The sequence below is a fragment of the Alteromonas gracilis genome (genome assembly GCF_043642145.1).
Classification (GTDB): domain Bacteria; phylum Pseudomonadota; class Gammaproteobacteria; order Enterobacterales; family Alteromonadaceae; genus Alteromonas; species Alteromonas gracilis_B.
Genome location: NZ_JBHZRZ010000002.1, coordinates 322634 through 345722, shown reverse-complemented (window position 1 = coordinate 345722; position 23089 = coordinate 322634). Strand labels below are relative to the sequence as shown.

At 43.3% G+C, this 23089-nt stretch carries 17 protein-coding genes and 1 pseudogene; 6 read left to right on the top strand and 12 right to left on the bottom strand.

Features of this window, described 5'->3' with window-relative positions:
* Positions 1–52: 52 nt before the first annotated feature.
* Together ACHUFN_RS05610 and ACHUFN_RS05605 are read right to left on the bottom strand one after the other, a co-directional pair.
* Positions 53–1567, bottom strand: a complete 1515-nt coding sequence (locus ACHUFN_RS05610) for a methyl-accepting chemotaxis protein (RefSeq protein WP_394221324.1) — start codon at positions 1565–1567, stop codon at positions 53–55.
* A gap of 95 nt (positions 1568–1662) precedes the next feature.
* Positions 1663–2127: an SCO family protein gene (locus ACHUFN_RS05605; protein ID WP_394221323.1), complete on the bottom strand. Its 465-nt coding sequence runs from the start codon at positions 2125–2127 to the stop codon at positions 1663–1665.
* A gap of 373 nt (positions 2128–2500) precedes the next feature.
* Between ACHUFN_RS05605 and ACHUFN_RS05600 the strand changes: the two genes are divergently transcribed.
* A complete protein-coding gene (locus tag ACHUFN_RS05600; protein ID WP_394221322.1) occupies positions 2501–3595 on the top strand; it encodes a serine hydrolase domain-containing protein in 1095 nt (364 codons plus the stop codon).
* Between the two features lie 46 nt (positions 3596–3641).
* Entirely contained in the window at positions 3642–4355 is a 714-nt protein-coding gene (locus tag ACHUFN_RS05595) for a CPBP family intramembrane glutamic endopeptidase (protein ID WP_394221321.1), read from the top strand.
* A gap of 39 nt (positions 4356–4394) precedes the next feature.
* On the opposite strand, the gene ACHUFN_RS05590 is transcribed toward ACHUFN_RS05595, so the two are convergent.
* Positions 4395–5534, bottom strand: coding sequence for an aspartyl/asparaginyl beta-hydroxylase domain-containing protein (locus ACHUFN_RS05590; protein ID WP_394221320.1), 1140 nt, complete (start codon positions 5532–5534; stop codon positions 4395–4397).
* 239 nt (positions 5535–5773) lie between these two features.
* On the opposite strand from ACHUFN_RS05590, the gene ACHUFN_RS05585 reads away from it, so the two are divergent.
* Both ACHUFN_RS05585 and ACHUFN_RS05580 read left to right on the top strand, forming a co-directional pair.
* Positions 5774–6973: a PQQ-dependent sugar dehydrogenase gene (locus tag ACHUFN_RS05585; protein ID WP_394221319.1), complete on the top strand. Its 1200-nt coding sequence runs from the start codon at positions 5774–5776 to the stop codon at positions 6971–6973.
* 98 nt (positions 6974–7071) lie between these two features.
* Positions 7072–9726: an ATP-binding protein gene (locus tag ACHUFN_RS05580; protein WP_394221318.1), complete on the top strand. Its 2655-nt coding sequence runs from the start codon at positions 7072–7074 to the stop codon at positions 9724–9726.
* Between the two features lie 75 nt (positions 9727–9801).
* On the opposite strand, the gene ACHUFN_RS05575 is transcribed toward ACHUFN_RS05580, so the two are convergent.
* Positions 9802–11010, bottom strand: a complete 1209-nt coding sequence (locus ACHUFN_RS05575; RefSeq protein WP_394221317.1) for an alpha/beta hydrolase — start codon at positions 11008–11010, stop codon at positions 9802–9804.
* Between the two features lie 347 nt (positions 11011–11357).
* Between ACHUFN_RS05575 and ACHUFN_RS05570 the strand changes: the two genes are divergently transcribed.
* On the top strand, positions 11358–11813 hold the full coding sequence (locus tag ACHUFN_RS05570) for a DUF3010 family protein (RefSeq protein WP_394221316.1): 456 nt from the start codon (positions 11358–11360) through the stop codon (positions 11811–11813).
* A gap of 47 nt (positions 11814–11860) precedes the next feature.
* Here ACHUFN_RS05570 and ACHUFN_RS05565 read toward each other — a convergent pair whose 3' ends face one another.
* Genes ACHUFN_RS05565 through ACHUFN_RS05555 form a run of 3 tightly spaced genes read right to left on the bottom strand, consistent with a single transcriptional unit; the run spans position 11861 to position 16177 of the window.
* The gene (locus tag ACHUFN_RS05565; protein WP_394221315.1) at positions 11861–15079 is read right to left on the bottom strand and encodes a tetratricopeptide repeat-containing hybrid sensor histidine kinase/response regulator; all 3219 of its coding nucleotides are present in this window, start codon (positions 15077–15079) and stop codon (positions 11861–11863) included.
* Positions 15080–15126: 47 nt separating this feature from the next.
* Positions 15127–15333 (bottom strand): hypothetical protein, encoded by a 207-nt coding sequence (locus ACHUFN_RS05560; protein WP_394221314.1) that lies wholly within the window; start codon positions 15331–15333, stop codon positions 15127–15129.
* A gap of 16 nt (positions 15334–15349) precedes the next feature.
* The gene (locus ACHUFN_RS05555; RefSeq protein WP_394221313.1) at positions 15350–16177 is read right to left on the bottom strand and encodes an SAM-dependent methyltransferase; all 828 of its coding nucleotides are present in this window, start codon (positions 16175–16177) and stop codon (positions 15350–15352) included.
* Positions 16178–16354: 177 nt separating this feature from the next.
* On the opposite strand from ACHUFN_RS05555, the gene ACHUFN_RS05550 reads away from it, so the two are divergent.
* Positions 16355–16795 (top strand): SRPBCC family protein, encoded by a 441-nt coding sequence (locus ACHUFN_RS05550; RefSeq protein ID WP_394221312.1) that lies wholly within the window; start codon positions 16355–16357, stop codon positions 16793–16795.
* Between the two features lie 154 nt (positions 16796–16949).
* Here the strand turns inward: ACHUFN_RS05550 and ACHUFN_RS05545 are convergent, their stop codons facing one another.
* The 5 genes and pseudogenes from ACHUFN_RS05545 to ACHUFN_RS05525 all read right to left on the bottom strand — a co-directional run bounded on the left by ACHUFN_RS05545 (position 16950) and on the right by ACHUFN_RS05525 (position 22784).
* Entirely contained in the window at positions 16950–18953 is a 2004-nt protein-coding gene (locus ACHUFN_RS05545) for a RecQ family ATP-dependent DNA helicase (protein ID WP_394221311.1), read from the bottom strand.
* 65 nt (positions 18954–19018) lie between these two features.
* Positions 19019–19728 (bottom strand): annotated as a pseudogene (locus ACHUFN_RS05540) (transposase).
* 185 nt (positions 19729–19913) lie between these two features.
* Complete coding sequence (locus tag ACHUFN_RS05535; protein ID WP_394221310.1) at positions 19914–20753, bottom strand: DUF2306 domain-containing protein; 840 nt, start codon at positions 20751–20753, stop codon at positions 19914–19916.
* Between the two features lie 106 nt (positions 20754–20859).
* Complete coding sequence (locus ACHUFN_RS05530; RefSeq protein ID WP_394221309.1) at positions 20860–21960, bottom strand: helix-turn-helix domain-containing protein; 1101 nt, start codon at positions 21958–21960, stop codon at positions 20860–20862.
* Positions 21961–22187: 227 nt separating this feature from the next.
* Positions 22188–22784 (bottom strand): hypothetical protein, encoded by a 597-nt coding sequence (locus ACHUFN_RS05525; protein WP_394221308.1) that lies wholly within the window; start codon positions 22782–22784, stop codon positions 22188–22190.
* Positions 22785–23089: the final 305 nt, after the last annotated feature.

Below are 23089 nucleotides of genomic sequence, written 5' to 3'. Positions count from 1 at the left end.
TTATCTTATTGAGAAGTTTAAATACTAAATTCCAGCAAAACCTACCCAATACTCAGGCAGTAGATTTCTGCATAAAATGCCCGATATAGTCTGTCATTAGTCGAGCTTGTTCCAGCATGGTGTTTGCCTCCTCGTGGCCTTTTTTTACATCACCTAGAAATTGCACCGAGCTATCATTAATAGAATTTGTGTTTCTATTTATCTCTTCGGTTACCAATGACTGTTGCTCTACCGCCGTTGCAATTTGGGTTGCCATATCTGAGATGGCGTCAACAGAGGCCGCAATTTCTTTAAAACTATCCGTGGCTTTTTTAGCATCTGATACACTAATATTGGCTAATTCATGACAGCCGTCCATGGTTTCTACGGCAGACTGTGTACTCGACTGCAAAGCCGTGATCATTGCGGTGATTTCTTCAGTTGAACTGTGAGTGCGTTTTGATAGCACGCGCACTTCATCAGCCACTACAGCAAAACCTCGACCTTGTTCACCAGCTCTGGCCGCTTCTATTGCTGCATTCAATGCCAGTAAATTGGTTTGTTCTGCAATACCACTAATGGTTTGCACAATGCTGCTAATTTCATGACTGTTTTTGTCTAATTCAGATATTATTTTGGTCGCCTGCTCAACCTGTTGGGCAAGCTTTATAATAGATTGTTGGCATGTCTCGGCAATCTCACCACCCGTGTTACTTGTGGTAACAGTTGTGTTAGAGGCATGCGCTGTTTTCTCTGCACTTTCTGCTATTTGCAAGGTTGCTGCCGACATTTCGTTAACCGCACTAGCCACTTGGCTTACTTCACTTTGTTGGTCGCTGGCCCTTTGTGTTCTTTGTAAGCTTGCATCAATGGTCTGCGTTGCATTACTCGTAAGCGTTTTCGCCACTTTACCAATTTGCGCGAAGGTTTTATGAAGCCGTTCAAGGAATTCATTAACATGCTCGATAAGCTCAGAATTCGCTTCTTCATTACTAATTCGAGTGGTTAAGTCGCCGTTCGCGGCTTTCTCAACAGCAATTATCACCAAATTTGATTCTACAAATTTTACGTTGCCTTCATAAATATAATAAGTAGATATAAGCAGCGCCAGCACCGCAAAAACAACGTGGTATATAAATGGTGCAAGTAGCCCTAAATCGGTTTGTCCTCCCCAAGAAAAAATCAACAAAGGCCTTCCCCACAGCTCCACTCCTATGCTCTGGCAATAAGTAAATGTGACATGGTGCACTACTGTTAGGCCAACAAATACCAAAAGGGGAGCAATATCGCGATAACGGATCAGTATTGTAAACCCTAAAAAGAATAGGAAATGCCCTTCGCCCAGGCCGTTAGACTGCTGAACCGTAATAACTAAAAGAACGGTAAGTGCGCTGGCCATAATAATGCGGCAAATTGGTGTGCCCGCTAGTGTTTTATAAGCAAACACGCACACAGCAGCAACAATTCCGCCGCCCACCAAACCCAAAGTGAAGTAACCATGTTGCCAAGGCGTAACTAGCGCCACAATGACGCAACCGGCAAGTATAGAGAAGAGTAAAATCTTGTCTGCGGTTTTAAAATCTTCCATGAATTGTTGGCGGAGTCCTTCCGACAGATGTGATTGATAACAAATAAATAGGACTTTTAGCATGGTAGCTCTCTTAAAATCGCGTATTTTCGGGCTTAAATATCGTTATTGTGTGTTGTTAAATATCGGTGTAACGAGTCATGTGAAAAGTTAGACGGCTGGTATGCACGAACAATTTTCCACTGTTCTTCAAAGCGGCGTAAAAGGTAGGTTTTACCTATATGCGAAATTTGGGTATCCGATTGCTTTATCTGAAGACCAAAATCGAAGCTGTATAGAGCGAGTTGTTCAGAGTTCACGTGAACTCCCTTAATGGCACTGTGAAATTGCTTTGCGTAGTAACTTGCCTCTTCGTCACTACTGTTTGCATCTATATCCACGAATAGGACATGTGGTTGACTGTCTTTAGAAGGCCAGCCTTCTAACATGGTTGCAAACTCTGAAAGGGTTACCGGGCATACGTTACTGCAGCCTTTGAATCCGAAGAAAACCAAAGCTGTATCACTGCCTTTTTGCTCTAAATGCTTAAACTCAATGTCTTTGCTTACAAATTGGGACATAACGGGAACACAAAAAATAAGCGCAACTAAAATTGTCAAAAGCAGACAACCAAATAATACCCTTGCCATTGATACTACTAGCCATTGTGGAACCGAGTTGAAACTAATGTTAGTAGAACTTCTTGATTTTTCCATATTGTTGAAAAAGTCACATTTCAAATGGGGTTGTAAAATTTGCTGCTTTTTCTGTTATTCATTACTGCAAAATGTGGTTTTTGAAGGTTTTCGTTTTGAATGCACTATGTGGTGATTATTGCTGTCATAATTTTATTGTCGCTTTGTCGTTTTTGCTTCACTATGAAAGCAATACAATTCAGACCAACATTGGCGTTTCACCATAGAAGGGCAATGTAGTAGGGCAGCAAGGACAATTATGAAAGGGATAGCAACGTTAAGTTTAAGTGCACAGTGGCTTTTTAATATTATAAAAATTACCGCCATACTTTTTACATTGCCGGTATCGGCGCAAAGTTTAAACCCCGGTCAAGCAGAGCTAGACAATTACCTCACCAGTCTTAGCACCAATAATAAAATGATGACTGCGGTATACGTGTCAAAAAATGGTACTCCGCTTTATGAACATTACGCAGGTTTCGCGTCGGTTGAAAAAGTTGTTCCCATTACTGCTCAAACTCGTTTTAGAATTGGCTCTATAAGTAAAACTTTCACCGCCGTATTAGTAATGCGTTTGATAGAGAAAAATAAGCTTAGCTTGAACACAAAGCTCGATCAGTTCTTTCCTGATATTCCAAACGCATCAGATATCAGCATTAAACACTTACTCAGTCACCGCTCGGGCATTTTTAGCTACACAAACGACCCTGAGTACATGAGATATAGAACAACGCCACAAACAAAAGCGCAAATGCTATCGCGCATTCAAGCGTTTCAACCTGAGTTTAAACCTGGCACTAAGTATAATTATTCTAATTCTAACTATGCGATTTTAAGCTATATCGTTGAATCTCTTCATAACAAATCACTGGCAGAAGTGATTACTGACGAAATTACCAACCCCTTAAACCTTAACAACACTTACGTTGGTAATAACACTGAAACTGAAGAGCATGAGGCGTTTTCGTACCGCTTTAATAATCTTTGGATCAAGCAACCCGAAACACACATGAGCGTGCCGCACGGAGCAGGTTCTATAGTTTCTACGGCAAAAGACACAAATCAATTTTTCTCTGCTTTATTCACAGGCAAATTAGTTTCAACCAGTTCGCTTACGGCCATGATGGCGCTTGAAAACGGTTATGGTTTAGGTTTAGCTGGAGAACCTTTCGGTGAAAAGAGGTTTTACGGGCATTTTGGTGGTATTGATGGGTTTGTTTCGGCTGCGGGTTACAATACAGAAGATGGCCTGAACATAACCGTGCTTAGTAATGCCGTAAATTATAATTTTAACGATGTGCTGATAACCGTTTTGCAGTCTATGTATGGATTGCCAATCGATAAAAAATTATGAACGCTAAACAACTGAACGCGCTCAATAAGTAAAAACAAAAAACCTTATGCTATTTAATTTGCAAGTTGCGTTGCTGCTAATTCTTCTAACGTGGCTTTTCATCTATTTAAGTGAAAAACGCAATGTTTTTAAGCAGTGGGGAATGCCGTTTAAGCAGCGTTGTAAACAATTTATCGCTGGTTTTATTGCTATTGGGGGGCTTAGTTTACTGTCTCAAGCTTTTTTCACATTTATGTTTGAGATTCATTGGACAATCTCTGAATATGCAACATTCGGTAAATTGCTCCATTCCAGCGCTTTAGATTTTATTTCGGTGTTAATTGAAGAACTAGTGTTTCGAGGGGTTCTTCTGTACTTCTTAATGAAATACGTAGGAAGCATTAAGGCATTGGCTATATCTGCTGTCGCATTTGGAATTTATCATTGGTTTACTTTTAACGTGTTAGGTAATGCGGTGGGAATGGCTTTAGTATTTATTTCTACTGGGTTTATCGGCTACGCTTTTGCCGTGGCATTTGTTAAGACTAAATCCGTTATACTTCCAATTGCGCTGCACTTTGGTTGCAATTGGGTCAATAATAGTTTGTTTTCAAATGGGCCAAACGGCACTGGCCTTTTCATCCCTCATCGATTTGCACCTGAAGACACTAGCTTCTATATAGTTTCGTTTATATGGTATTTATTAGTGCCATTACTAATTTTGTTGTTTCTAAAAAGCGGCGCGCTTCGCAATTTCGCGCTACAAAGCAAATGCTCTTAAATGGTTCGTCGGTTATGCAAATTTGTGATGCCGTTGCAGTTAACCGTTAGCCTCAAAAGTATCAATAGATTGATAAAGCTGGCTAATAGCCTCGCGCTCGTCTGCGTCTAAATCTGGGTGCCAAATGTCGAAAATAAGAATATCGCGTTTTTCTTGGCTATGGTTCCATGCTTCATGCTCAATACTGTCATCGAACACCACTAGCTGACCCTTTTGCCATTCGTGGGTTTCGTTACCCACGCGTAATTTACAGTTTTTAGGTACTACCAATGGCAAATGGCAAATTAATCGCGTGTTAAAAAAGCCGTTATGAGGGGCAATGTGTCCGCCAGCATTTAGCCGTGAAAACAGGGCCATGGGGCCGCGGCCGGAAATTGCAGCCAACGGCACTTTTGAAATAATGTCTAGCGTACCGCTACAAGCATCAGCGTAGGGCGCTATGCGCTCTCCATCTTTAAGAAGAAACAATGCCTGCCACTGGTCGCTGTCTAGCAGCGAGTGCACTCGGCCTTTTGGGCCTTGCTGGTGGCGCTGCATGTAAGGCTCGAAACCTTCGCTGTTGGTTATCGACTGCAGTTCACCCAATATGGTTGATGTACCTTGCATTACATCGTCTGCCCAGTCGAAAAGACTATTAGGGTAGAATTGACGATGCGGTAAACCCGGGAAGTAAAACGCTCTGGGTCGCGAGTAGTACATGTCTGCTTCGCCGCGCATAAGCTTCATTGCTTCTTGAAAGCGTGGTAGGTTTTTTGTTTCAGGCGATGAGGTAAGTGCACCGTTGATGTGTTGATTCATGGCCGTTGCTACTTCGTGGTAGCGGCTGTCTATGCGGGGTAATGCACTTTGAATCTCTGCTGGAAGTTGCGTTGCTGACGCCACTATCTTTAGTACGTTGGCATAACACTGCATGGCCAAGCGTTTGCGCTTCGTGTCGTAGTAAATGTCGCCTTTTAAAATTAGGGCCGACAAGTCATGAGGGGAATAGGTAAGCGCTGCATCTAACGCCTCTAAAGCCGCGTCGGCGTCACCGCATCCTCTGCATGCAACCGCTAATGCTAAACCTACCGATAAATCAGGAACGGTTCCTTGGAATCGCTCGTGAATGACCTGACGGGCATTGTTAAAGTGCCCCGCTTGAAGCAGGCGGATAATATCGGCAGGTATAGAGCTTGGCATAGCTGTTAACGCATAAAAGAATTGTTAAAGTATCTTATAAAATAAAAAGAGCAGAGTACATAATTAAAACAGAGGGTTACATTTCACTTTTTGAGTGCACAAAGCACCGTGCTTAGCCTTGAATTTCCATTTTGAGCTTATCGGGGTAAAGCAACGTAGTTACCTTTAATATTAATGCTTTGCGTGGCACATCTTTGTGTTAAGCAGTACGCGAACCTTGAATAAGGTTAACCACCCTCATGCAATTCACTAGAACAACAATACCTACAGCATTTAAAACCGTAACGCGTAAAAAACTGGCTATTGCCGCGGCGGTATTAGCCACTTCATTTACTGCATGGGCGCAGTCGGGCTCAACCATGCAAGTTGAGATGAAAGGTAGCAAAGGCACAATGTTAACGGGCGATGTGCGTTCAACCTTCGATAGCCCTTGGGCGATGACCTTTTTGCCTGACGGGCATAGCTTGGTTACCGAAAAGTCAGGCACGCTTTGGCTTTTAGATAAAAACCAACAAAAGCGTTTTGAAGTGAGCAATGTGCCACGCGTAACAGCCATGGGGCAGGGCGGCTTAGGTGATGTGATTATTCACCCTGAGTTTGCTACCAACGATACAATTTATATTTCATATATTGAGCGCGACAAGCAAAATAATGAGTTTAGCGGCGCGGTAATTGAACGAGCAACGCTTGCGATTACTGATACTGGTGCAAGTTTGTCTGATAGAAAGCTTATTTGGCGCCAGTCACCCAAAATGATAGGCAACGGGCATTATTCTCACCGTATGGCGTTTTCGCCAGATGGCCATTTGTTTATTACATCGGGAGAACGGCAAAAATTTACGCCAGCGCAAAATATGGCAATGAATTTGGGCAAAATTGTGCGTTTAAATGCCGACGGAAGCGTACCTGAAGACAACCCCTTTTATGGCCAAGGCAAGGTTACTGAACAAATATGGACCTTGGGGCACAGAAATCCACTGGGTATTGATTTTGATGAGCAGGGTAATTTATGGGCGCACGAGATGGGCCCCGCCCATGGCGATGAATTAAACAATATTGAACGAGGTCGTAACTATGGCTATCCGGCAGTGTCGCAGGGCGATCATTATTCAGGTGTTAAAATACCGAACCATGAAGACTACCCTGTTTTCAAAGCGCCAGAGCTTGCTTGGGTACCTGCGATAAGCCCTGCTGGTTTCATCATCTATAAAGGCAATAAGTTTGGCGATTGGAAAGGAAATGGGTTTATTGGCGGATTGTCGTCAAAAGCGTTGGTACGTGTAGCCTTTAATAAAGATGAAAAAGGCAAATGGAGTTTAGAAGAAGCTGAACGCTATGAATGGGGCAAGCGTGTTCGCGAGGTCGAGCAAGATGGCGTGGGTAATATTTATGTACTTGAAGACAAAGAAGGTGGGCGCCTGATAAAGCTTAATGAATGAACAGTGGTGCATTAAGAGTGATATAAAACCATTGAGCGGTATGGTACGTTGTGCTAAATATTTAAGTGAGGTTTATTTATACAAACCCTAGGAAACCTATGACTCGGCTTGTCCCAAACTTTAACTTCGAACGTTGCGAAGACGAACTCATACATGTGCCCGAAAGCATTCAAAGTTATGGTTTCCTTATTGCGTTCAACTATGAGGATTTGAAAATCGCAGTTGTAAGTGAAAATTGCGATTCGGTATTTGCCGAGAAGATTATTGGTAAGAACTTTCTAGATATTCTGTCTTCCGATTCAAGTGAGCGCACGTTTCTTGAAGAAACGTTTGATAGAGTGGCTCAAAACAAGATTAGACTGCCCATTAAGCTACACTTGAAAGCACCAATGTTAAAGGACGGGGCGGCAATAGATTACTTAGCGGTTGTCTACGATTCTGGCAATCATTATGTGGTTGAGCTTGAGCCTGCCACTGAATTCAGAGACGCCTACAGCGCAGAGCAGTTTATTAAACTTTATGCCATGTCTATCGCTCCGCGCTTCAAGGAAATGTCGTCGTTAAGAGAAATGGCGCAAGAGATGGTATCCACCATCAGGTATCTGACAAACATGGATAGGGTAGTACTTTATAAGTTCAATGAAGACTACTCGGGGAAGGTGATAGCAGAAGCTAAATCTGACGATATGGACTCTTATCAAGATTTGTATTTCCCTGCATCAGACATACCTAAGCAAGCCAGAGCACTGTATAAAACCAATTGGGTAAGGCTTACGCCAGATACAGAACTACCCGCTGCCAGATTAATTCCTTCTGCCGAGGAATCGGGAAGAGAGCCACTAGATCTCACTCGCTCACTGCTACGAACGTTTTCGCCCATTCACCTTCAGTATATTAGAAATCAGGGGTTACGCGCTTCGTTTTCTATATCGTTGGTGACAGACGGCGAGCTCTATGGGCTTATTTCTTGTCATCACCGAGAGCCATGTTACATTCCGCAAGATGTGAGGCTGCAATGTGAAAACTTAAGCCAGCTGTTTAGTTGGCATTTATTGGCCAAAGAAGAAGAAATTGCCAAGCGAAAGAAAAATGTGACTGACAAAGCCGTTGATGCGATGCTAGACAAAATAGGCCCGGCAAACCCCATTAGTCGCGTGGTTAAAAGCGGTGAGCGGGCATTTTTAGAAGCGCTTAAAAGCTCAGGCTTCGTATATTTTTCGCAGTATGAAACCATCACCCTTGGTGACACCTTACCAATAGACCTTATTAAAACTATCTTTTCCAAAGTGAGCGAAGGGAGTGGCTTCCCGTATACCAACGATTCCCTTTACGACGATTACCCTGAAGCGCGAGAATATGGTATTGCGGGTATCATGGTCATCCCACTGTTTGAAAAAAAGCAGTACTTTACGGCGTGGTTTAGGAAAGAAACCCATCGAATTCAAAAGTGGATTGGTGCAGAAGACGAGAAGTCGGAAGATGCACCGAAGGCTGAACGCCTTAAACCTCGCTCATCATTTACCATTCACACCCGAACTATAAAAGGGCACTCGACCACCTTTGATAAGACAGACGTAGATACCGCCAATCGATTAAATAGAATGTTTCTTGTTTACGCCCTTGATGTACAAGAGCGTATGCATACCAGTATTCAAGAACTTGAAAAGCAAGATAATTATAGGAATGAATTCTTAGCTACACTGGCTCATGAATTGCGCAATCCTTTAGGGCCAATTATGTCAGGGGCAAGTATTCTAGAAACGGTTGATGATGATAAAACACGAAAAAAAGTCACCGCAATCATTAACCGCCAAGCTGAATATATGTCTAAACTGATTAACGATTTAATGGATGTATCTCGTATCACGCGAGGCAAGGTTAAGCTTGAATTTGAAAGATTGAGCATTCAAGACGTGCTGTCTGATTCTCTTGAAATTGTTGAGCAGCAGGTAAAAGCGAAAAAGCACGACATAAGCGTAAATTATCTTGGGGAAGACGTGACGGTTTACGGAGACAAAGCCCGCCTAAGTCAGATTTTCTCCAATATTATTCACAACGCCACCAAGTATACCAACGAGTCGGGTAAGATTGTTGTCGATATCAAGAAAGACGGCGTAATGATCGTTGTTTCTGTTTCAGATGATGGCATGGGCATACCTGAAGATAGGCTTAAAGATGTGTTCAATATGTTCACTCAAATTGAAGCGCACTCTACGCACACAAAAGGGGGCCTTGGTATAGGCTTGACGTTAGTGAGTAAACTGGTGCTTTTGCATCATGGTGAAGTGTCTGTGAAAAGCGAGGGGCTAGGTAAAGGAAGCACGTTTGAAGTGAGGTTGCCTATCTCAAAAACCGCGTATGAGCAGTCTGAAAATAAAGAGATGGAGTCGGTGATTCAAAACAAAACGAAAGTGATGTTTGTTGACGACAACGCAGATCTTATTGATGCTTACTGTTTGTTGACAGAGGCAATGGGCGCGACTTGCTTGGGGGTTACCTCCCCGAAAGAAGCGGTTGCCGAATTCAAAGCTTTTAAACCCGATTTTGTGTTTCTTGATATAGGCATGCCTGAAATAGACGGCTACCAATTAGTTAAAATGCTTAAGCTTTTACCCGAAGCAGACAATGTTAAGTTCTACTCTCAAAGCGGGTGGGGCTCTGAAAAATACGTGGAAGACTCGAAAGCTGCAGGGTTCGACAAGCATTTTGTAAAACCGCTTTCAAAAGAAACGATTCAGTCAGTGATTAGCTAAGAAAATCTTATATGCCTTAAAGGCTAATAGACACCAGAGCCCAAACGCTAAAAAGCTGATGTGTCGATTTAGCCCTTATTTTCGAGGCGAATTTAACCACGTTAAGATACCCAGCGTTCTTGACCGCCAGCTTGGTTCATCGTGGGTGCCGCCTTTTATTACTTGGTAGCGCACGTTTTCAGGCGCAAAACCTGCGGCAAGTAGCGCGTCGTGTACCTCTTGGGTTTCATCTAAAATGTCGTCGCCAAACAAACCAAATTCATTGTCGCCCATGTCCATATGAAAGCGCACCGGGTGGCGTTTAGGCGTGGTGTTTATATAGTCTATCCATTCGTCACCCACTAACTGTTTCACAAAGGCCGATGAGTAACAGGCGGCTTTTGAAAAGGTTTGTTGGTGGCGCAGCGCCGTGTAACAGGCAATCAGCCCGCCCATAGAGCTTCCCATAATAGTGGTGTGCTCGCGTTCAGGCAGTGTGCGGTAGGTTGTATCGATGTGCTGTTTCAAATCATTAGCTAACCAGTCGGCGAATTGCTTGCCTTTGCCTAGCTTTCCTTTATTCCAGTCGAATAATGACCAGCTTGCGCCACCATAGCGAAACGGCAGATATTCCATGGTGCGGTTGTCGCCTGCGTGATCGATAGCTACCACTATCGACAGCAACGCCGAGTTTTGTGCCGCCAGCGACTCCATAAGCTCGTCCATCTGCCATTCACCGGCATTGGCTGTTTTATTGTCAAATACGTTTTGCGCATCGCTCATGTAAATCACAGGGTAGTGCTTACTGCCTGTTGCATAATCGGGCGGAAGGTAAATGCGTAATTGCCTCACGCCAGGGAAGGTAGGTAACTCAATGTCTTGCATAACCACATTGCCGACAATGGTGCTAGGGGCCTCTTTTGTCGACATGTCGGCCCACTCGGCCACGGTAAGTTCATGTTGTTGCACTTCGCGAGTAACGGCAATATTACGGTTATCGCGATTGGCGCCCGAGTCTGCAATTTCTACGGTCTCCCAGCTGCCACGAGTTACTTTAAAATTCAGTACTTTACCCTGCGCAATATTGCTAAACACATAGCGAAAGCGGCCGTCACCCAGCTTAACCATTTGATAGTCGCTAGCTTGTGGGTTCCACCCATTAAAGTCGCCCCCAAGCGTAAGGGTTGCGTCGCATGGCGTATGTTCAGGCACTGTGACTATCAGTTCAACAGTGGCGGCAACAGCATTTGCGCATAGCATACTCCCGCTAATCAACATGGCCATGGCTGCGATTACGGTTTTCATTAGGGCTTTCCTTTATGCAATGTTAAGCATGTCATTATTATTTTCTTACCCTATCAGAGTTGGAAAAATAATCACTCTATTGCATACGTATGATACCGATTTGCAATTTATTCTTTTAAAAAGGGGAAAGCGTCGTACACGCTATTTAGCTTTAATGTGCCGTTTAGCAAATGAACTGCAGCGGTTGCGCGAGCAATGTAGAGAAAAGGCAGCCCACGGCGCTGTGGTAAAAACGGGCGGGTTATCTAGGTGATTATCTAGCAGATTGCGTCAAAGAATCGAGTACACATTTAAATATTAGCCGTGAAACACGTTATAATAATGGGCAAATGAAATTAGGAATTAATATGAAAGTTTGTGGTGTAGATTTAAAAGGTAACGAAGCCATTGTTAGTTTGTTGTCTCTGGCTGATGGTTTGTTTCACATTCCCGAGTGCCGTACTCGCAGGTTAACACTTGCCGATACTAGTGCCAAAGGGCTGAAGAGCTTTCAAAGTACGTTTGCTAAACTTGTCGCCGACTATAAGATTGATGCTGTAATAATTCGTCAGCGCCAAAGCAAAGGAAAGTTTGCTGGCAGTGCTATTGGTTTCAAGCTTGAAGCGGCTATCGAGTTAATCGATGATTTAGACGTTATTGTGTTTAGCCCAACCGATATCAAAGAGTCGTTGCGCCGAAACCCTCTTGCTGTGCCTTTTTCTGAAACGGGGCTGAAGCAATTCCAAGAAACCGCATTTACCACTGCGTATGCATGGTTAATGAAGCAAGAGCACACTTCGCAAGACCATACTTCTCAAGAGTAAAAGACTTCACTCAAATAAAAAGCCTGTGTTTTCAGCAAGTGCAGGCTTTAGCTGCAACTTTTCAAAAGACCTTCAACCTTCGCGTTTATCTCGGTAAGCGCTTCGAACATTGCTGCTAACTTCTTGTTAAAATCATCCATCGCATCATGCTGGTTATGTTTAATCGTTAGCTCTATTGAACTGGTTAACTCGGCCAGGGCGTTAGCGCCAATGTATTTAAGGGATGTGGTGTAAATGTGAGTAATTCTAACAATAGTCGGGTAGTCTTTTTCGTCTATCGCTTTGCGAAGGGTGCTTAGCTCGTCCTCAAGAGCCACGAAATCGCTCAGTAGCTCGTTGTACAACGCTTCATCGTTGAGCAGCGTTTGCATGGCTTTCGGTTTGTCTATAAAAGTGAGTGGCATGGTGGCGGAAAGCTGCGGATTTACCACTGCTGAAGTTGCCGTTTTACCCTTATTGAGTACCTCAACAAGCACATCAAAAAAGCGATTGGGATCTACCGGCTTGTTAATGTGACCATCCATACCCGCTTTTATACTTTTATCAATATCCTGCTGCATAGCATGGGCGGTCATCGCAATGATTGGCAGTGTTAGCCGTAACTCTTCTCTAATACTTTTCGCCGCAGTAAGCCCGTCCATCACCGGCATTTGAATATCCATTAATACCACGTCATATGAATTATCTTTGCGAAGGGTATTCAGGGCTTCTAAGCCATTGTTAACCACTTTAATGGTAGCATGCGTGTCGTTTAACAAACCAAGCGTTACCTTTTGGTTTAAAGTGTTGTCTTCCGCAAAGAGTATTTTAGTGCCGCGAAGGTTGGGAACTGGCGCCGCTTCTGCCGTCGAGCTTTTAGTATTTACGTTTAAGCAAAGTTCTTGAAGCTTATCAACTAGCTCACTTGTGCTAAATGGTTTTTTAATAAAAGTTTGAATGCCAAGTTGTTTGGCCTGTTCTCGCATATGGGGCGATTCAAACGCATACAGCATGATCACCTTGGGCTGTTTAATTAACAATTCCTGATTCATAATGGCTACTACTTCCAAGCCATCGATATCGGGCATGTTCCAGTCTAGAATAAGCACATCATAAGGGCTGCTATTGCCTGCAGCGCTGCGCATTTTAGCAACGGCTTGTTTCCCACCTGTTGCTATATCTGCTTGAATATTGGCAACAGATAGCGATTCACAGATAGCGTCTCGCGAAACGCTAATGTCATCAGCAATAAGCACTTTAAGCGAAGAAAGCTGTTTCGATGGCGACACAATTTGCTGTGAAGGGTCTTCATTTACAACCACAGTGAAATGAAAGCTGGCGCCTTTGCCTAGCTGGCTTTCAACCCAAATTTCACCGCCCATGAGGGTTACTAGCTGCTTACAAATGGCAAGGCCTAACCCGGTTCCGCCATAACGACGAGATATCGATTCATCGCCCTGATTAAAGGGTTGAAACAGCAATGCTTTTTGTGTGCTACTTAAGCCAATGCCGCTATCTTTTACCTCGAACTCAAGCTGTATGTTGTCGGCATTTCTATTACACCGTACGCTCACGGAGATAAGCCCATCTTCAGTAAATTTTAAGGCGTTGCTTACTAAATTACTGAGTACTTGTTGAATGCGAAGTGGGTCGCCAATGAGGTTTAACGGCACTTCTCGAGATATGTGCTGAATCAGCTCTATGTGCTTTTCTTCAGCGCGCCCTAGGTGAAGGCGAATGGTTTGGTTAACAAGGTGGTCTAGGTTAAATTGGGTAGACTCAATATCTAATTTACCCGCTTCAATCTTCGAAAAGTCGAGAATGTCGTTAATTATACTAAGCAGAGTTTGCGACGCGCCTTCAATCTGAATAAGGTTTGTTTGTTGGTCTTTGTCTTCAGCGGCGCGTTGCGACAGCTTGGTTAAGCCAATAATAGCGTTAAGCGGTGTTCGAATCTCGTGGCTCATCCGGGCAAGAAAGTCAGACTTTGCTTTAGTGGCTCTTTGTAAATCTTGGGTAAGATCATCTAACGTCTTTCGTTGTTTTCGCGTTCTAAGCCATAGCCCTATCACTAAACCTAAGCTTAGAATAACAAACACTATGAAATAAAGCTGAAAGGTATTTTGCTTCTTCTGTATGAGGTTTTGTTGCTCTTTTAACTGGTTGTCTTTTTCGAGCAACTTAATGGTTTCTTCTTTCTCGGATATGGCCAGTCGAACGCGATTTAGTGCTAGCAATCTCGATTGCTGTTCATTGAAACTCTCTTCGTAAGTGGTTTTGTAGAGCTTTGAATAATCAAGAGCAGCTTGCCATTTGTTGGCGGTTTCAAGAAGCGAAATTAACTTTTCTAGAAGGTTCAGAACTACCGCTTTATCATTTTTAACCGTATCTTTTTCTAGGCCTGCTTCAAGCTCGCTGATAGCAAGGTCAACCTCTCCCCGCATCACATAAATATCAGCCAAAAGAAGAAGCTTCGACCCCTCGTTATATTTAAACCCTACTTTTCGATCAGATTCTGCCGCGCGATTTAGCATGGTTAGCGCTTCTGTTAAATTTTCTTGAGCAATGTGAAGCTCTGCCATCTTGGTATAAACAATACCTATGAATGGGTAGTTAACCTCTTTAAATATCTCTTCGGCAAGTAAAAGACTTACCTTTGCGTCTTGATTATTACCAAGCTCTGATTGCGCATAACCTTGGTAAAAATAAGCAACGCCTTTGCTCTCCTGATTACCCAGACGCTGCGCCGTGGCAAGATAGCTTTGGCCCATTGCCAATAACATTTCAAAATTTTGAAGCGACATGTACACATTACCCATCGCACTGTACACATGAAGCGCTCGGTCACTATTTACTTCATTGAAAGCTTCAAGCGCCGTGTTCATGGCGGCCAACGCGCGTGCGTGTTCGCCTGAAAAATCTAAAATAAGCCCTTCTAAGCGAAAAGACTCGGCTAGCGCAATTGTGTTGCTGCTGGCCTTCGCGAACTTCCTCGCCTCTAGTAGAGTTTCATAACCGGCAATAAGATCTTGCTCTAGAATGTGTTTGTAAGATTTAAGATTAAGGAAGCGGGCTTGTTCGAAAGCGTTGGGGTTAACATCAAAAAAATAACCCAACTCTGCGATAGTGGCGTCTACCGTATCATCATTGTTCTTTATGCGTTTTTTTAATTCGTCTAGTGACGTAAGTGAGGATGAGGCATTAAGTGGGTCGTTGTGTAGAGCAAAAGTAGGAAGCGCCATCGTAAGACAGACGATAGCGATAAGATATCTTAGACAGCGCTTCATATCTTTGCTTCAATCAGCGTTGATAATTACAAATTTGCGAATTAACACTAATAGTCGATTACGCGAATGGCTTTACTTGTATCATCGAATTGCTTTGCAACGTCATCCCATTTTTTATCTTTAATTAACTGAAGATCTTCTCCAGATAATCCGTATTGTTCAGCTGTGCCAACTGGGTCTTTTTTGTATGCTTCCATTAGTTTGCTGTTGCTGTCTAGCTCTACTAAGAAATCTACAATTGTTTTCTTCGCCATATCGTTTTTTTCCTTTTTAGTTTACGGTTGGAGACCTAAATTTAATGACTTGTTCTTCTGTTAAACCAAGCTTAGCCAGTCTATCTTCACGATAGGCGGGCATGCCAAGTGAGGGTACAACGAGGGTTGAAATTAATGTTGGCTTGGCGTGTTCAAGTTCACATAGCAATATTTTTTGAATTCTGGGTTCGCAAAGGGGCAGGGTAGCTGCTTCGTAAATAATGAGCTCGTGGTCATCAGGGTAGTGCTCGCCTAATACATCGGCCAACATGGCTAGCCCCGACTGGCTGTGACTGGCATCAAGAACGCTTAGCGTTGCTTCTCCTGCCAAGCCAATTTGCCAGATAATCTGCGTCATATGAGGGTCAATACGATAATCGCGAAACAAAAACTGAGTCGCTTCATACGACTGACAACCAAAGCGAGAGGGGTCTATACCTAAATCTGCAATTAAGCAGTCTTCAGCCGACACGCCAGGAAGCATTTGTGCATCTAAGCCTAGTTCTCGAACTCTTCGAATAGCTTCATGAGAAGGCGTAACAAAAACGCCGGGATGACCATAGAAAGCAACGCAAACTCTGTTGCCTTCCTCAACGGCTTGCACAATACGGTCGGCCATTTGAGTATAGGTAAGAGCGCGAGATTTACCTTCTTTATAAAGGTCGTCTAAAGAAATGCTGTTTGGATTAAGGTTGGAAACCACATGTTCGCCAATCTTATTCATAATGCCCATGAAAACGATATCGGCGTTTTCAATGTAGCTTCTTGCTGCAATGGTCATTTGACCCGCAACGCTGATACCCGTGCCAACCACAACTAGCGATCCCTTTTTCGTGGTGTCCATACTTCCTTTACCATTCTCGACACTAAACAGTTGCTAACTATAAAGGAGAATTGAGGTATTTGCTATAATCAAGAATGGTCTCATTGAACGCTAACCTTTTATTTAGTCAAAATTTTGTTAATTTTAAGGTAGCATCTAGTTATCAGAAACAAGCCCGAGCGTTGAGTAGGAACTAAGATGTTTTCAATTCATGTTGAGCGAACTATTAATAAACCGATACAGGACGTTTTCGCGATAATTAGCGACCACGCGAACTATTCACAATTTAAAGCTATCGAACAGTCAAATTTGATTAAAGAAGGCACGCATGAAAAAAACGGGCTTGGTGCAGTTCGCGAGATAATATCAGGCGGTGCTAATCTGCATGAAGAAATTGTTGCTTACGAACCACCTTACAAACTTGGCTACAAAGTTATTAAGTCTAAGCCGGTGCCCTACGACCACCAGTTGGGCGAAATAACGCTTAAGGAAAAAGACGGGAAAACCCACGTAACATGGCGATCTGAAGGCCATATTACCATTTTTCTTTTGGGCAGCCTGTACTTCGATAAGCAAATTCAAAGTGTTGGTAGCCGTGCCTTTGGCAGCATTTTAAAGCAAATTGAAAGCATGGCTTAGTTAGGTACTAGGCGATTAGTTGTTGAGCATTGGGGGCAGGCGCCACGCCCTAATCCCCTAGCCCGAAGCCTCTTGCCCAAAGCCCTTAGTTAGAAGGGAAAATAAACGTAATTTGTGTTTGGATTAATCAACCCCCATTTGTTTGTTAGTTATTTCAATCCAATAGGGCCTCAACAAGAGTTTTGACATCGCCGTACCGACAGTGTTCACAGCTTCCAAAGCCACTTACCTGCCTTACTTTAAGGCGCGTAAATAAAGGCATTGTCATGCCAGTTAAAAAGCGGCAGAAAATAGATGTGGTTAGAGGGCCGTCGACCTTTCCTTCTAAGTGTGCGCGAAGTGCATTCATAGATTCAGAAACTTGCGCCCGGTCGGGCATGGGAATAGGGTTGGAATAGTTTAGTTTGGCAGGGTGTCCGCTACAAACGCTGCAGTGGCCGCACTGTTCAGGCGCTTGCGTATCGTCAAAATAAGCCGACAAACTGTGGCTTAGGCACGACTGGTTTTCGAAAAAGCTGACAAGCGCAGCAATGCGCTCAATTTCTTTGCGTTCGTTTTCTGCAAAGTAGTGGGCTAAGGTATCAGCTAAGTCGTTTTGTTTTAGCAACGCGTAATTTACGCTGTACACGTCGGTGATTAAGCGTGACGCAAGTTCGATATGGTTGTGCTCGTGCAAGTACTCTAGCGCTGCAACTACTCTTGAGCGTTCAGCGCCGTATTGCGAATAAATACTATCGAAATTCACGGTTCCCCACACTTTTTTCATATTTGAGTGGGTAAACACCGCTTCTAAAAATGTTTGTCTTTCGCTTGAAAATAAATTGAGTATGTCGGCTTTATTGGTAATAAACCGGAATTTATACTCTGCAAAATAGGCGTACAAAGGGCGAATAACATTGGCCAATTCAAGTTGTACTAGCAGAGTTTTTAAAGGTAGCTGACGAATATTACTTGCACTACTTAGGCTATTTATCTGCGTTTCCCACTGATAAGACGTGTTGGCGGTCGCAGAGCCAGAATGAAAATTAGCGTTGCTATTGTCGTTCGTTTTTAGTGGTGCTGGTGCTTGCGCTGCAATATCGTCAATCACGCGAGCAATGGCGTTTTTGTCTGGCGTATCACCGTACACGAAGTTTTCAATGGTTACCAAGCCGTCTAAATTTGCCAGCACCGTGCAGTTAGCTGTGTTACCGTCGCGTCCACCTCTACCAATTTCTTGGCTGTAGTTTTCTATCGACTTGGGCAAGTCGTAATGAATAACAAAGCGAATATCTGACTTATCGATACCCATACCAAAGGCAATGGTTGCGACAACAACTTGCAGCTTGTTATCCATAAAATCTTGTTGAATAGCTTGCCTGGTATCACTGCCTAACCCCGCATGGTAAGCGCTTGCGGCAATGCCTTCTTGTTGTAACTGCTGTGCAACGTTTTCAGCGGTTTTTTGAAGCGTTACATACACAATGCCTGCACCTTGTTGGCGCTGAATTTCTTCAAGTAATGCATGTGGTTTATTGGCTTCAGTTACAGGTAGAACATGCAAATTTAAATTAGGGCGATAGAAGCCCGTTTGTATAATGTTGCTAGGTGCGATATTGAAGCGGGCTGCCATGTCTTCTTTCACCATTTTTGTGGCAGTGGCGGTTAAAAGCAGCACAAGCGGAATATTCAGCTCTTTCTTATAAACTGGAAGTTTCAAATAATCAGGCCGGAAATTGTGCCCCCATTCGGAAATACAATGCGCTTCATCTACCACTAGCATGCTTACTTGAACAGACTCTATAAACTGCCTGAAACGTTCGTTCTTAAAGCGCTCTACCGACACCATTAGAATTTTACAGCGACCCGAACGCACATCATTCATGACCTGCTTATTTTGTTCGGCAGTCAGGGTAGAGTCGATGCTAGCGGCAGCAATGCCTTTGCTATGCAAAAACGCTAACTGATCTTTCATCAACGCCAGTAGCGGCGACACTACTAAGGTTAAGTGTGGTAGTTGCGTAGCGACAAATTGGTAGCACAGCGACTTACCAGAGCCAGTAGGAAAAATAGCCAGCGTTGAACACCCACCAAGCAGCGATTCCACCACATCTTGTTGACCCTCCCGAAACGCCGAGAAACCAAACAGCCGCTGTAAAATATTGGGGTCAGAGTACATTTATTAATTCCAGTTGAAGGTGGGTGACTAAAAATTAGGGTCAGAGTACATTTATTTCGTTCAAGTTAGATAACGACTGAAGCTTTACTGCTTAAAAGCGGCCGGCCTACTCTTTCGCTTTTTAATTTGCGGCCAATTAAGCTTTCAATCTGCTGTCTGAATGCTTCGCTACCCAACACTATTCCCTTTCGCGTGCTTGTTTGTATTTTTTTACAACCGAATCCGTCAGCTCATTTTCAAATAAGTCACGATAGACCTTTAGTCGCCGATTTTCTGATTTTCCCAAAGCCAAATACACATCGTGAGGGCTGCATAGCGTTGAGACGGTACCTAATGCATTTATTCGATAGCTAGACCATTTGTATTCAACGGGGCTTAGCACCATGTTTGCTCTAATTGGGTTAAGCTCTATATAACGGTAGACGGTAAGAAGGTATTCGTCGCTGCACACTAGGCTGGAATGAAACCTTCCTTCCCACAGCGTTCCAGAGCGCTCATACTTATAGTTAAAGTAACGAACGTACATGCGCCCCAAAGCTTGCATCATCCTACTTACGCCAAGGTTATCAAGGTTGGGCGTGCAAAGTAAATGAACATGATTGGTCATTAGAACCCACGCATGAATGCTTACATTGAACTTCACAGAGAACTTTTTAAGCCACTTGATGTACGCCATGTAATCACTTTCACAGGCAAAGCAAACCGAGCGATTGTTGCCTCTTTGTATAACGTGTTGCGCAATGCCAGCTGGGCCTAAACGTGGTTTTCGTGCCATATTAATTTGAATACTCTTCTAGTTCTTTTCCCTAAAATGAGCAAGTTCAGCAGCAGTCGCAACCCTGTACCCATCGAATCTGGCCCAAAATGTAGGTAAACAGGGTGGTGCGAACTTTGTTTTTAGAAAAAGTACTCTGACCCCAATTTACCCCAATTTTTGTGACCCCAATTTTTGTGGGTAGGTTAAATGGCACCTAGTACGTTGATGATCCTTGGAGTCCACATCATCATTACTGCTGCAAATACACCAATTAAGGTAATAAGTGCGCCGCTGGTGATAGCAGCTGTGCTTATCCATATTCTTGATACAATCCGTTGCTTTTGCGCCCAGAAATAGAGCTCTGCAATTAGCATTGGCAATAGATAACACGCAAAGGACAAAAATATATCCATAGGACCATCTATATTTGAAGTATTACCATTGGGGCCTTGGTTGACGAAATACCAGCCCATTAAATACAACCTAAAAGTCCATACGCCGTTTACTAGGAAAAAAGCATGCACGGCCGCACGTTTATGTAATTCAAAACGTTTCTTAACGGCAAATCGCCATGCAAAAGCAACTGCAACAATTATCAGTAACCCGTTAAGTGTTATTCCCAAAGACGCGGCGGTATTCGTTTGCCAGCCTTTCGACCACTGCAAATATAAACCTGTAAGTGCGCCAGTTAAGCCGAATAATAAAAACAACCTGCCGTTGATTCGGTGAAAGCGCGGATACTTGTTGCGTATGTTCGGTACAAGTTGAAGCGCACCAAACATCGACAGGTAAACGGCGGGAAGTACGTGGGCAAAAAAGACTAATAACACATGCCCCGTCGCATGCTTTAGGTTAGGCGATGGGCTAAATTTAGTAACATCTAAATTGTAAAATGCGGTTAACGTATAAATAGTTAGTACATAGAGCGCAAATGCCCACTGACCAAATAAAGCCACGATAAACCAGCTTTTTACGCCCAAATTCAGCGCTTTTTTTGCATTAGGTAACACCAATGTAGCACTGCTTACTATCGATTCACTCATTGTTATTCCTTGTATGAAGAATGTGAGTGAAGTGTGCAGTCAATAGAGCAGGGCTTCTCGCCGAATTCGGAATTCGGCGCACAAAAAGTGGTGTGTTTTTAAAAGATTAGGCCGATTCTGTTTGACTGAGACGCTGACGGTACTGATTGGGCGTAAAGCCAGTTGCCGCTTTAAACGCACGCGTAAACGGCCCTACAGATGCGAATCCACTCTCTAAGCCAACAACTAAAACCGTCCACTTTTGCTTGTCTTCATCAGCTAGTAACTTTTTTGCATGTTGAATGCGAAGCGCGTTCACATGTTGATTGAAGTTGCGCGCTTTAAGATTATGACGCAACGCATTGCTAACCCGATACTCAGGGACACCAAGCTTTTGTGCAATATCTGCAATTTTAAGGTTGGCTTTCAAATATAATGCGTCGTTCAAAAGCAATGTCTTTATTTGTTCGGCCAAGACACTTTCATCTAAACTGGCAGTGTTTTCTAGCGGTGGTTTTATTTGTTGTTGGTGTAGTAACGCCTTAGTTGATGCAGAAGTTGCAGCTTCGCTATCGTGGTTTCGGGTTTTATCTTGCCACAGAATTTGCAGTTGCGTGCTTGCTACCACAACGAAAGTGATGCTTGCTAAAGCAAAGTCTTTTGCCATTGGCGTGTCGATAAAGAGGCCCTGGAGTACCTTGCTGCTAGCCACTGCACCACCGAATGTGGCCAAAAACAAAAAACGCTGTGCTTTTTCAGTGTTATTAGCATGCTTGAAACCACGCAAACCCTCCCAAAACGACAGCACAAGAATAGATGATGACAATAAAACGGTTAGTTCTCTAAGCACATGCTTGAACATACTTGTGTCATTGGTTTGAATAAAGCCACTATTGCTGGCAAACAGAAAACCTTGATTTAGCATGATCAATAGTGCGATTGCCCCAGCAAATAGTAAGTGGGGTAATTTGATTGCATTTTCTTTTCTGAATAAAGCACGAGATAACAACCAGTAACCATTACAGGTTATGCACGCTGCCATGCCAATTAAATACTGATAAGTGCCAATGACGTTACCTGATAAGCCTTTGGCAAGTGACATTGCAACCGAGCCACAAAAAATGGCAAAGAGAATGTGAGTGGCGCGTTTATCTTTTACCAGTATTTGGGCAATCATTAACCCTAGACAGGTTAATAAGACGGTTATTTGTAAGCTTTGTAGTTCCATGTTGATTGCACCTATAACTAACTAGTTAAAGTGTAGCGATGCTTAAAAACGGCTTCAAGCAAGAAGATGTTTCAAAACTTTTTAGCGGTCACTAAAAAAAAGCGCCATAGTCCACTTACTGCTTCAGTGAAATTTGGGTAGATCATCAATGATACTGCGCAACGAATCATTGTAGGTAAAGCGGAGCGGAAATCTATCTGCCTCACCCTCATAGGTCTTTTTTCAGATTAGTCTCCGTATCCCCAAGGAGCGCTTGGTGTGTCAATGGGGCTTTCTAAATTGAAATCGACCTGAACTTCTCGTGCTGGTCGAATTAATCGGTAACTAAAGCGATTGGGGTAGATCATTATCTGCCACACGTTATCTGTAGATGCTGCGATACCAGATTCTATGAACAGTTTTTTTGAATACGCATCGGCCGGAAATGATTGTACCTGGGCGTAGCCCTCGTCCACAGTGTGCCCTCCGTACATGGTAGAAGTGTGAAAGCTACCATCTTCATTTCTATGATCGTGCTTAAGCATAAGGCCAGAGCCAGTTTTGGTTAGGATCCAAGTGCGCGATGCATCATCACCTACATGAAAAGGTATCTGAATTTCATTCTCTGAACAGTAACGTACGTGCATCACAAGCGCGGCGCCCCCAAACGTATTTCCCACGTTGTCTTTACTCACCGTTCCTTTAAATGCCTTACCGCAGTGGGCTTTTATCGCATTAAAGAAAGCGTCATGAGTAGGAATTGAAACTAAGGGGGCGCTTTTGCTCAGCGCAGAATGGCTTGTTAAGAGTAGCCCCAAACACAAATAGACATAGCGTATTTTCATTTTTTTAATTCGCTTTTTTATGAGTAGTTACCATGGAGTGTAACTCGAATGCGTTAACCCCTCACCGAATATTGGGGTCAGAGTACATTAATTCGAAAATTAGGGTCAGAGTACATTAATTACTGTCCTAACCGTCTTTAGATAAGCTTTAGTTATAGCAGTTATTGGTGACACGAAAAAAAGTACTCTGACCCCAAAATTCAGGGAAATGTACTCTGACCCCAATTTTTGGTGGTCTATAAGTCATCGGTACGCATATATATTCGCAATATAAATATTACTGATAGTGTTGGCATGTTAGCTTA

Excerpts from the sequence above, each read along its gene's own strand:
- ACHUFN_RS05610 (WP_394221324.1), bottom strand. The coding sequence starts at position 1,567 with ATGGAAGATTTTAAAACCGCAGACAAGATTTTACTCTTCTCTATACTT.
- ACHUFN_RS05605 (WP_394221323.1), bottom strand. The coding sequence starts at position 2,127 with ATGTCCCAATTTGTAAGCAAAGACATTGAGTTTAAGCATTTAGAGCAA.
- ACHUFN_RS05600 (WP_394221322.1), top strand. The coding sequence starts at position 2,501 with ATGAAAGGGATAGCAACGTTAAGTTTAAGTGCACAGTGGCTTTTTAAT.
- ACHUFN_RS05595 (WP_394221321.1), top strand. The coding sequence starts at position 3,642 with ATGCTATTTAATTTGCAAGTTGCGTTGCTGCTAATTCTTCTAACGTGG.
- ACHUFN_RS05590 (WP_394221320.1), bottom strand. The coding sequence starts at position 5,534 with ATGCCAAGCTCTATACCTGCCGATATTATCCGCCTGCTTCAAGCGGGG.
- ACHUFN_RS05585 (WP_394221319.1), top strand. The coding sequence starts at position 5,774 with ATGCAATTCACTAGAACAACAATACCTACAGCATTTAAAACCGTAACG.
- ACHUFN_RS05580 (WP_394221318.1), top strand. The coding sequence starts at position 7,072 with ATGACTCGGCTTGTCCCAAACTTTAACTTCGAACGTTGCGAAGACGAA.
- ACHUFN_RS05575 (WP_394221317.1), bottom strand. The coding sequence starts at position 11,010 with ATGAAAACCGTAATCGCAGCCATGGCCATGTTGATTAGCGGGAGTATG.
- ACHUFN_RS05570 (WP_394221316.1), top strand. The coding sequence starts at position 11,358 with ATGAAAGTTTGTGGTGTAGATTTAAAAGGTAACGAAGCCATTGTTAGT.
- ACHUFN_RS05565 (WP_394221315.1), bottom strand. The coding sequence starts at position 15,079 with ATGAAGCGCTGTCTAAGATATCTTATCGCTATCGTCTGTCTTACGATG.
- ACHUFN_RS05560 (WP_394221314.1), bottom strand. The coding sequence starts at position 15,333 with ATGGCGAAGAAAACAATTGTAGATTTCTTAGTAGAGCTAGACAGCAAC.
- ACHUFN_RS05555 (WP_394221313.1), bottom strand. The coding sequence starts at position 16,177 with ATGGACACCACGAAAAAGGGATCGCTAGTTGTGGTTGGCACGGGTATC.
- ACHUFN_RS05550 (WP_394221312.1), top strand. The coding sequence starts at position 16,355 with ATGTTTTCAATTCATGTTGAGCGAACTATTAATAAACCGATACAGGAC.
- ACHUFN_RS05545 (WP_394221311.1), bottom strand. The coding sequence starts at position 18,953 with ATGTACTCTGACCCCAATATTTTACAGCGGCTGTTTGGTTTCTCGGCG.
- ACHUFN_RS05535 (WP_394221310.1), bottom strand. The coding sequence starts at position 20,753 with ATGAGTGAATCGATAGTAAGCAGTGCTACATTGGTGTTACCTAATGCA.
- ACHUFN_RS05530 (WP_394221309.1), bottom strand. The coding sequence starts at position 21,960 with ATGGAACTACAAAGCTTACAAATAACCGTCTTATTAACCTGTCTAGGG.
- ACHUFN_RS05525 (WP_394221308.1), bottom strand. The coding sequence starts at position 22,784 with ATGAAAATACGCTATGTCTATTTGTGTTTGGGGCTACTCTTAACAAGC.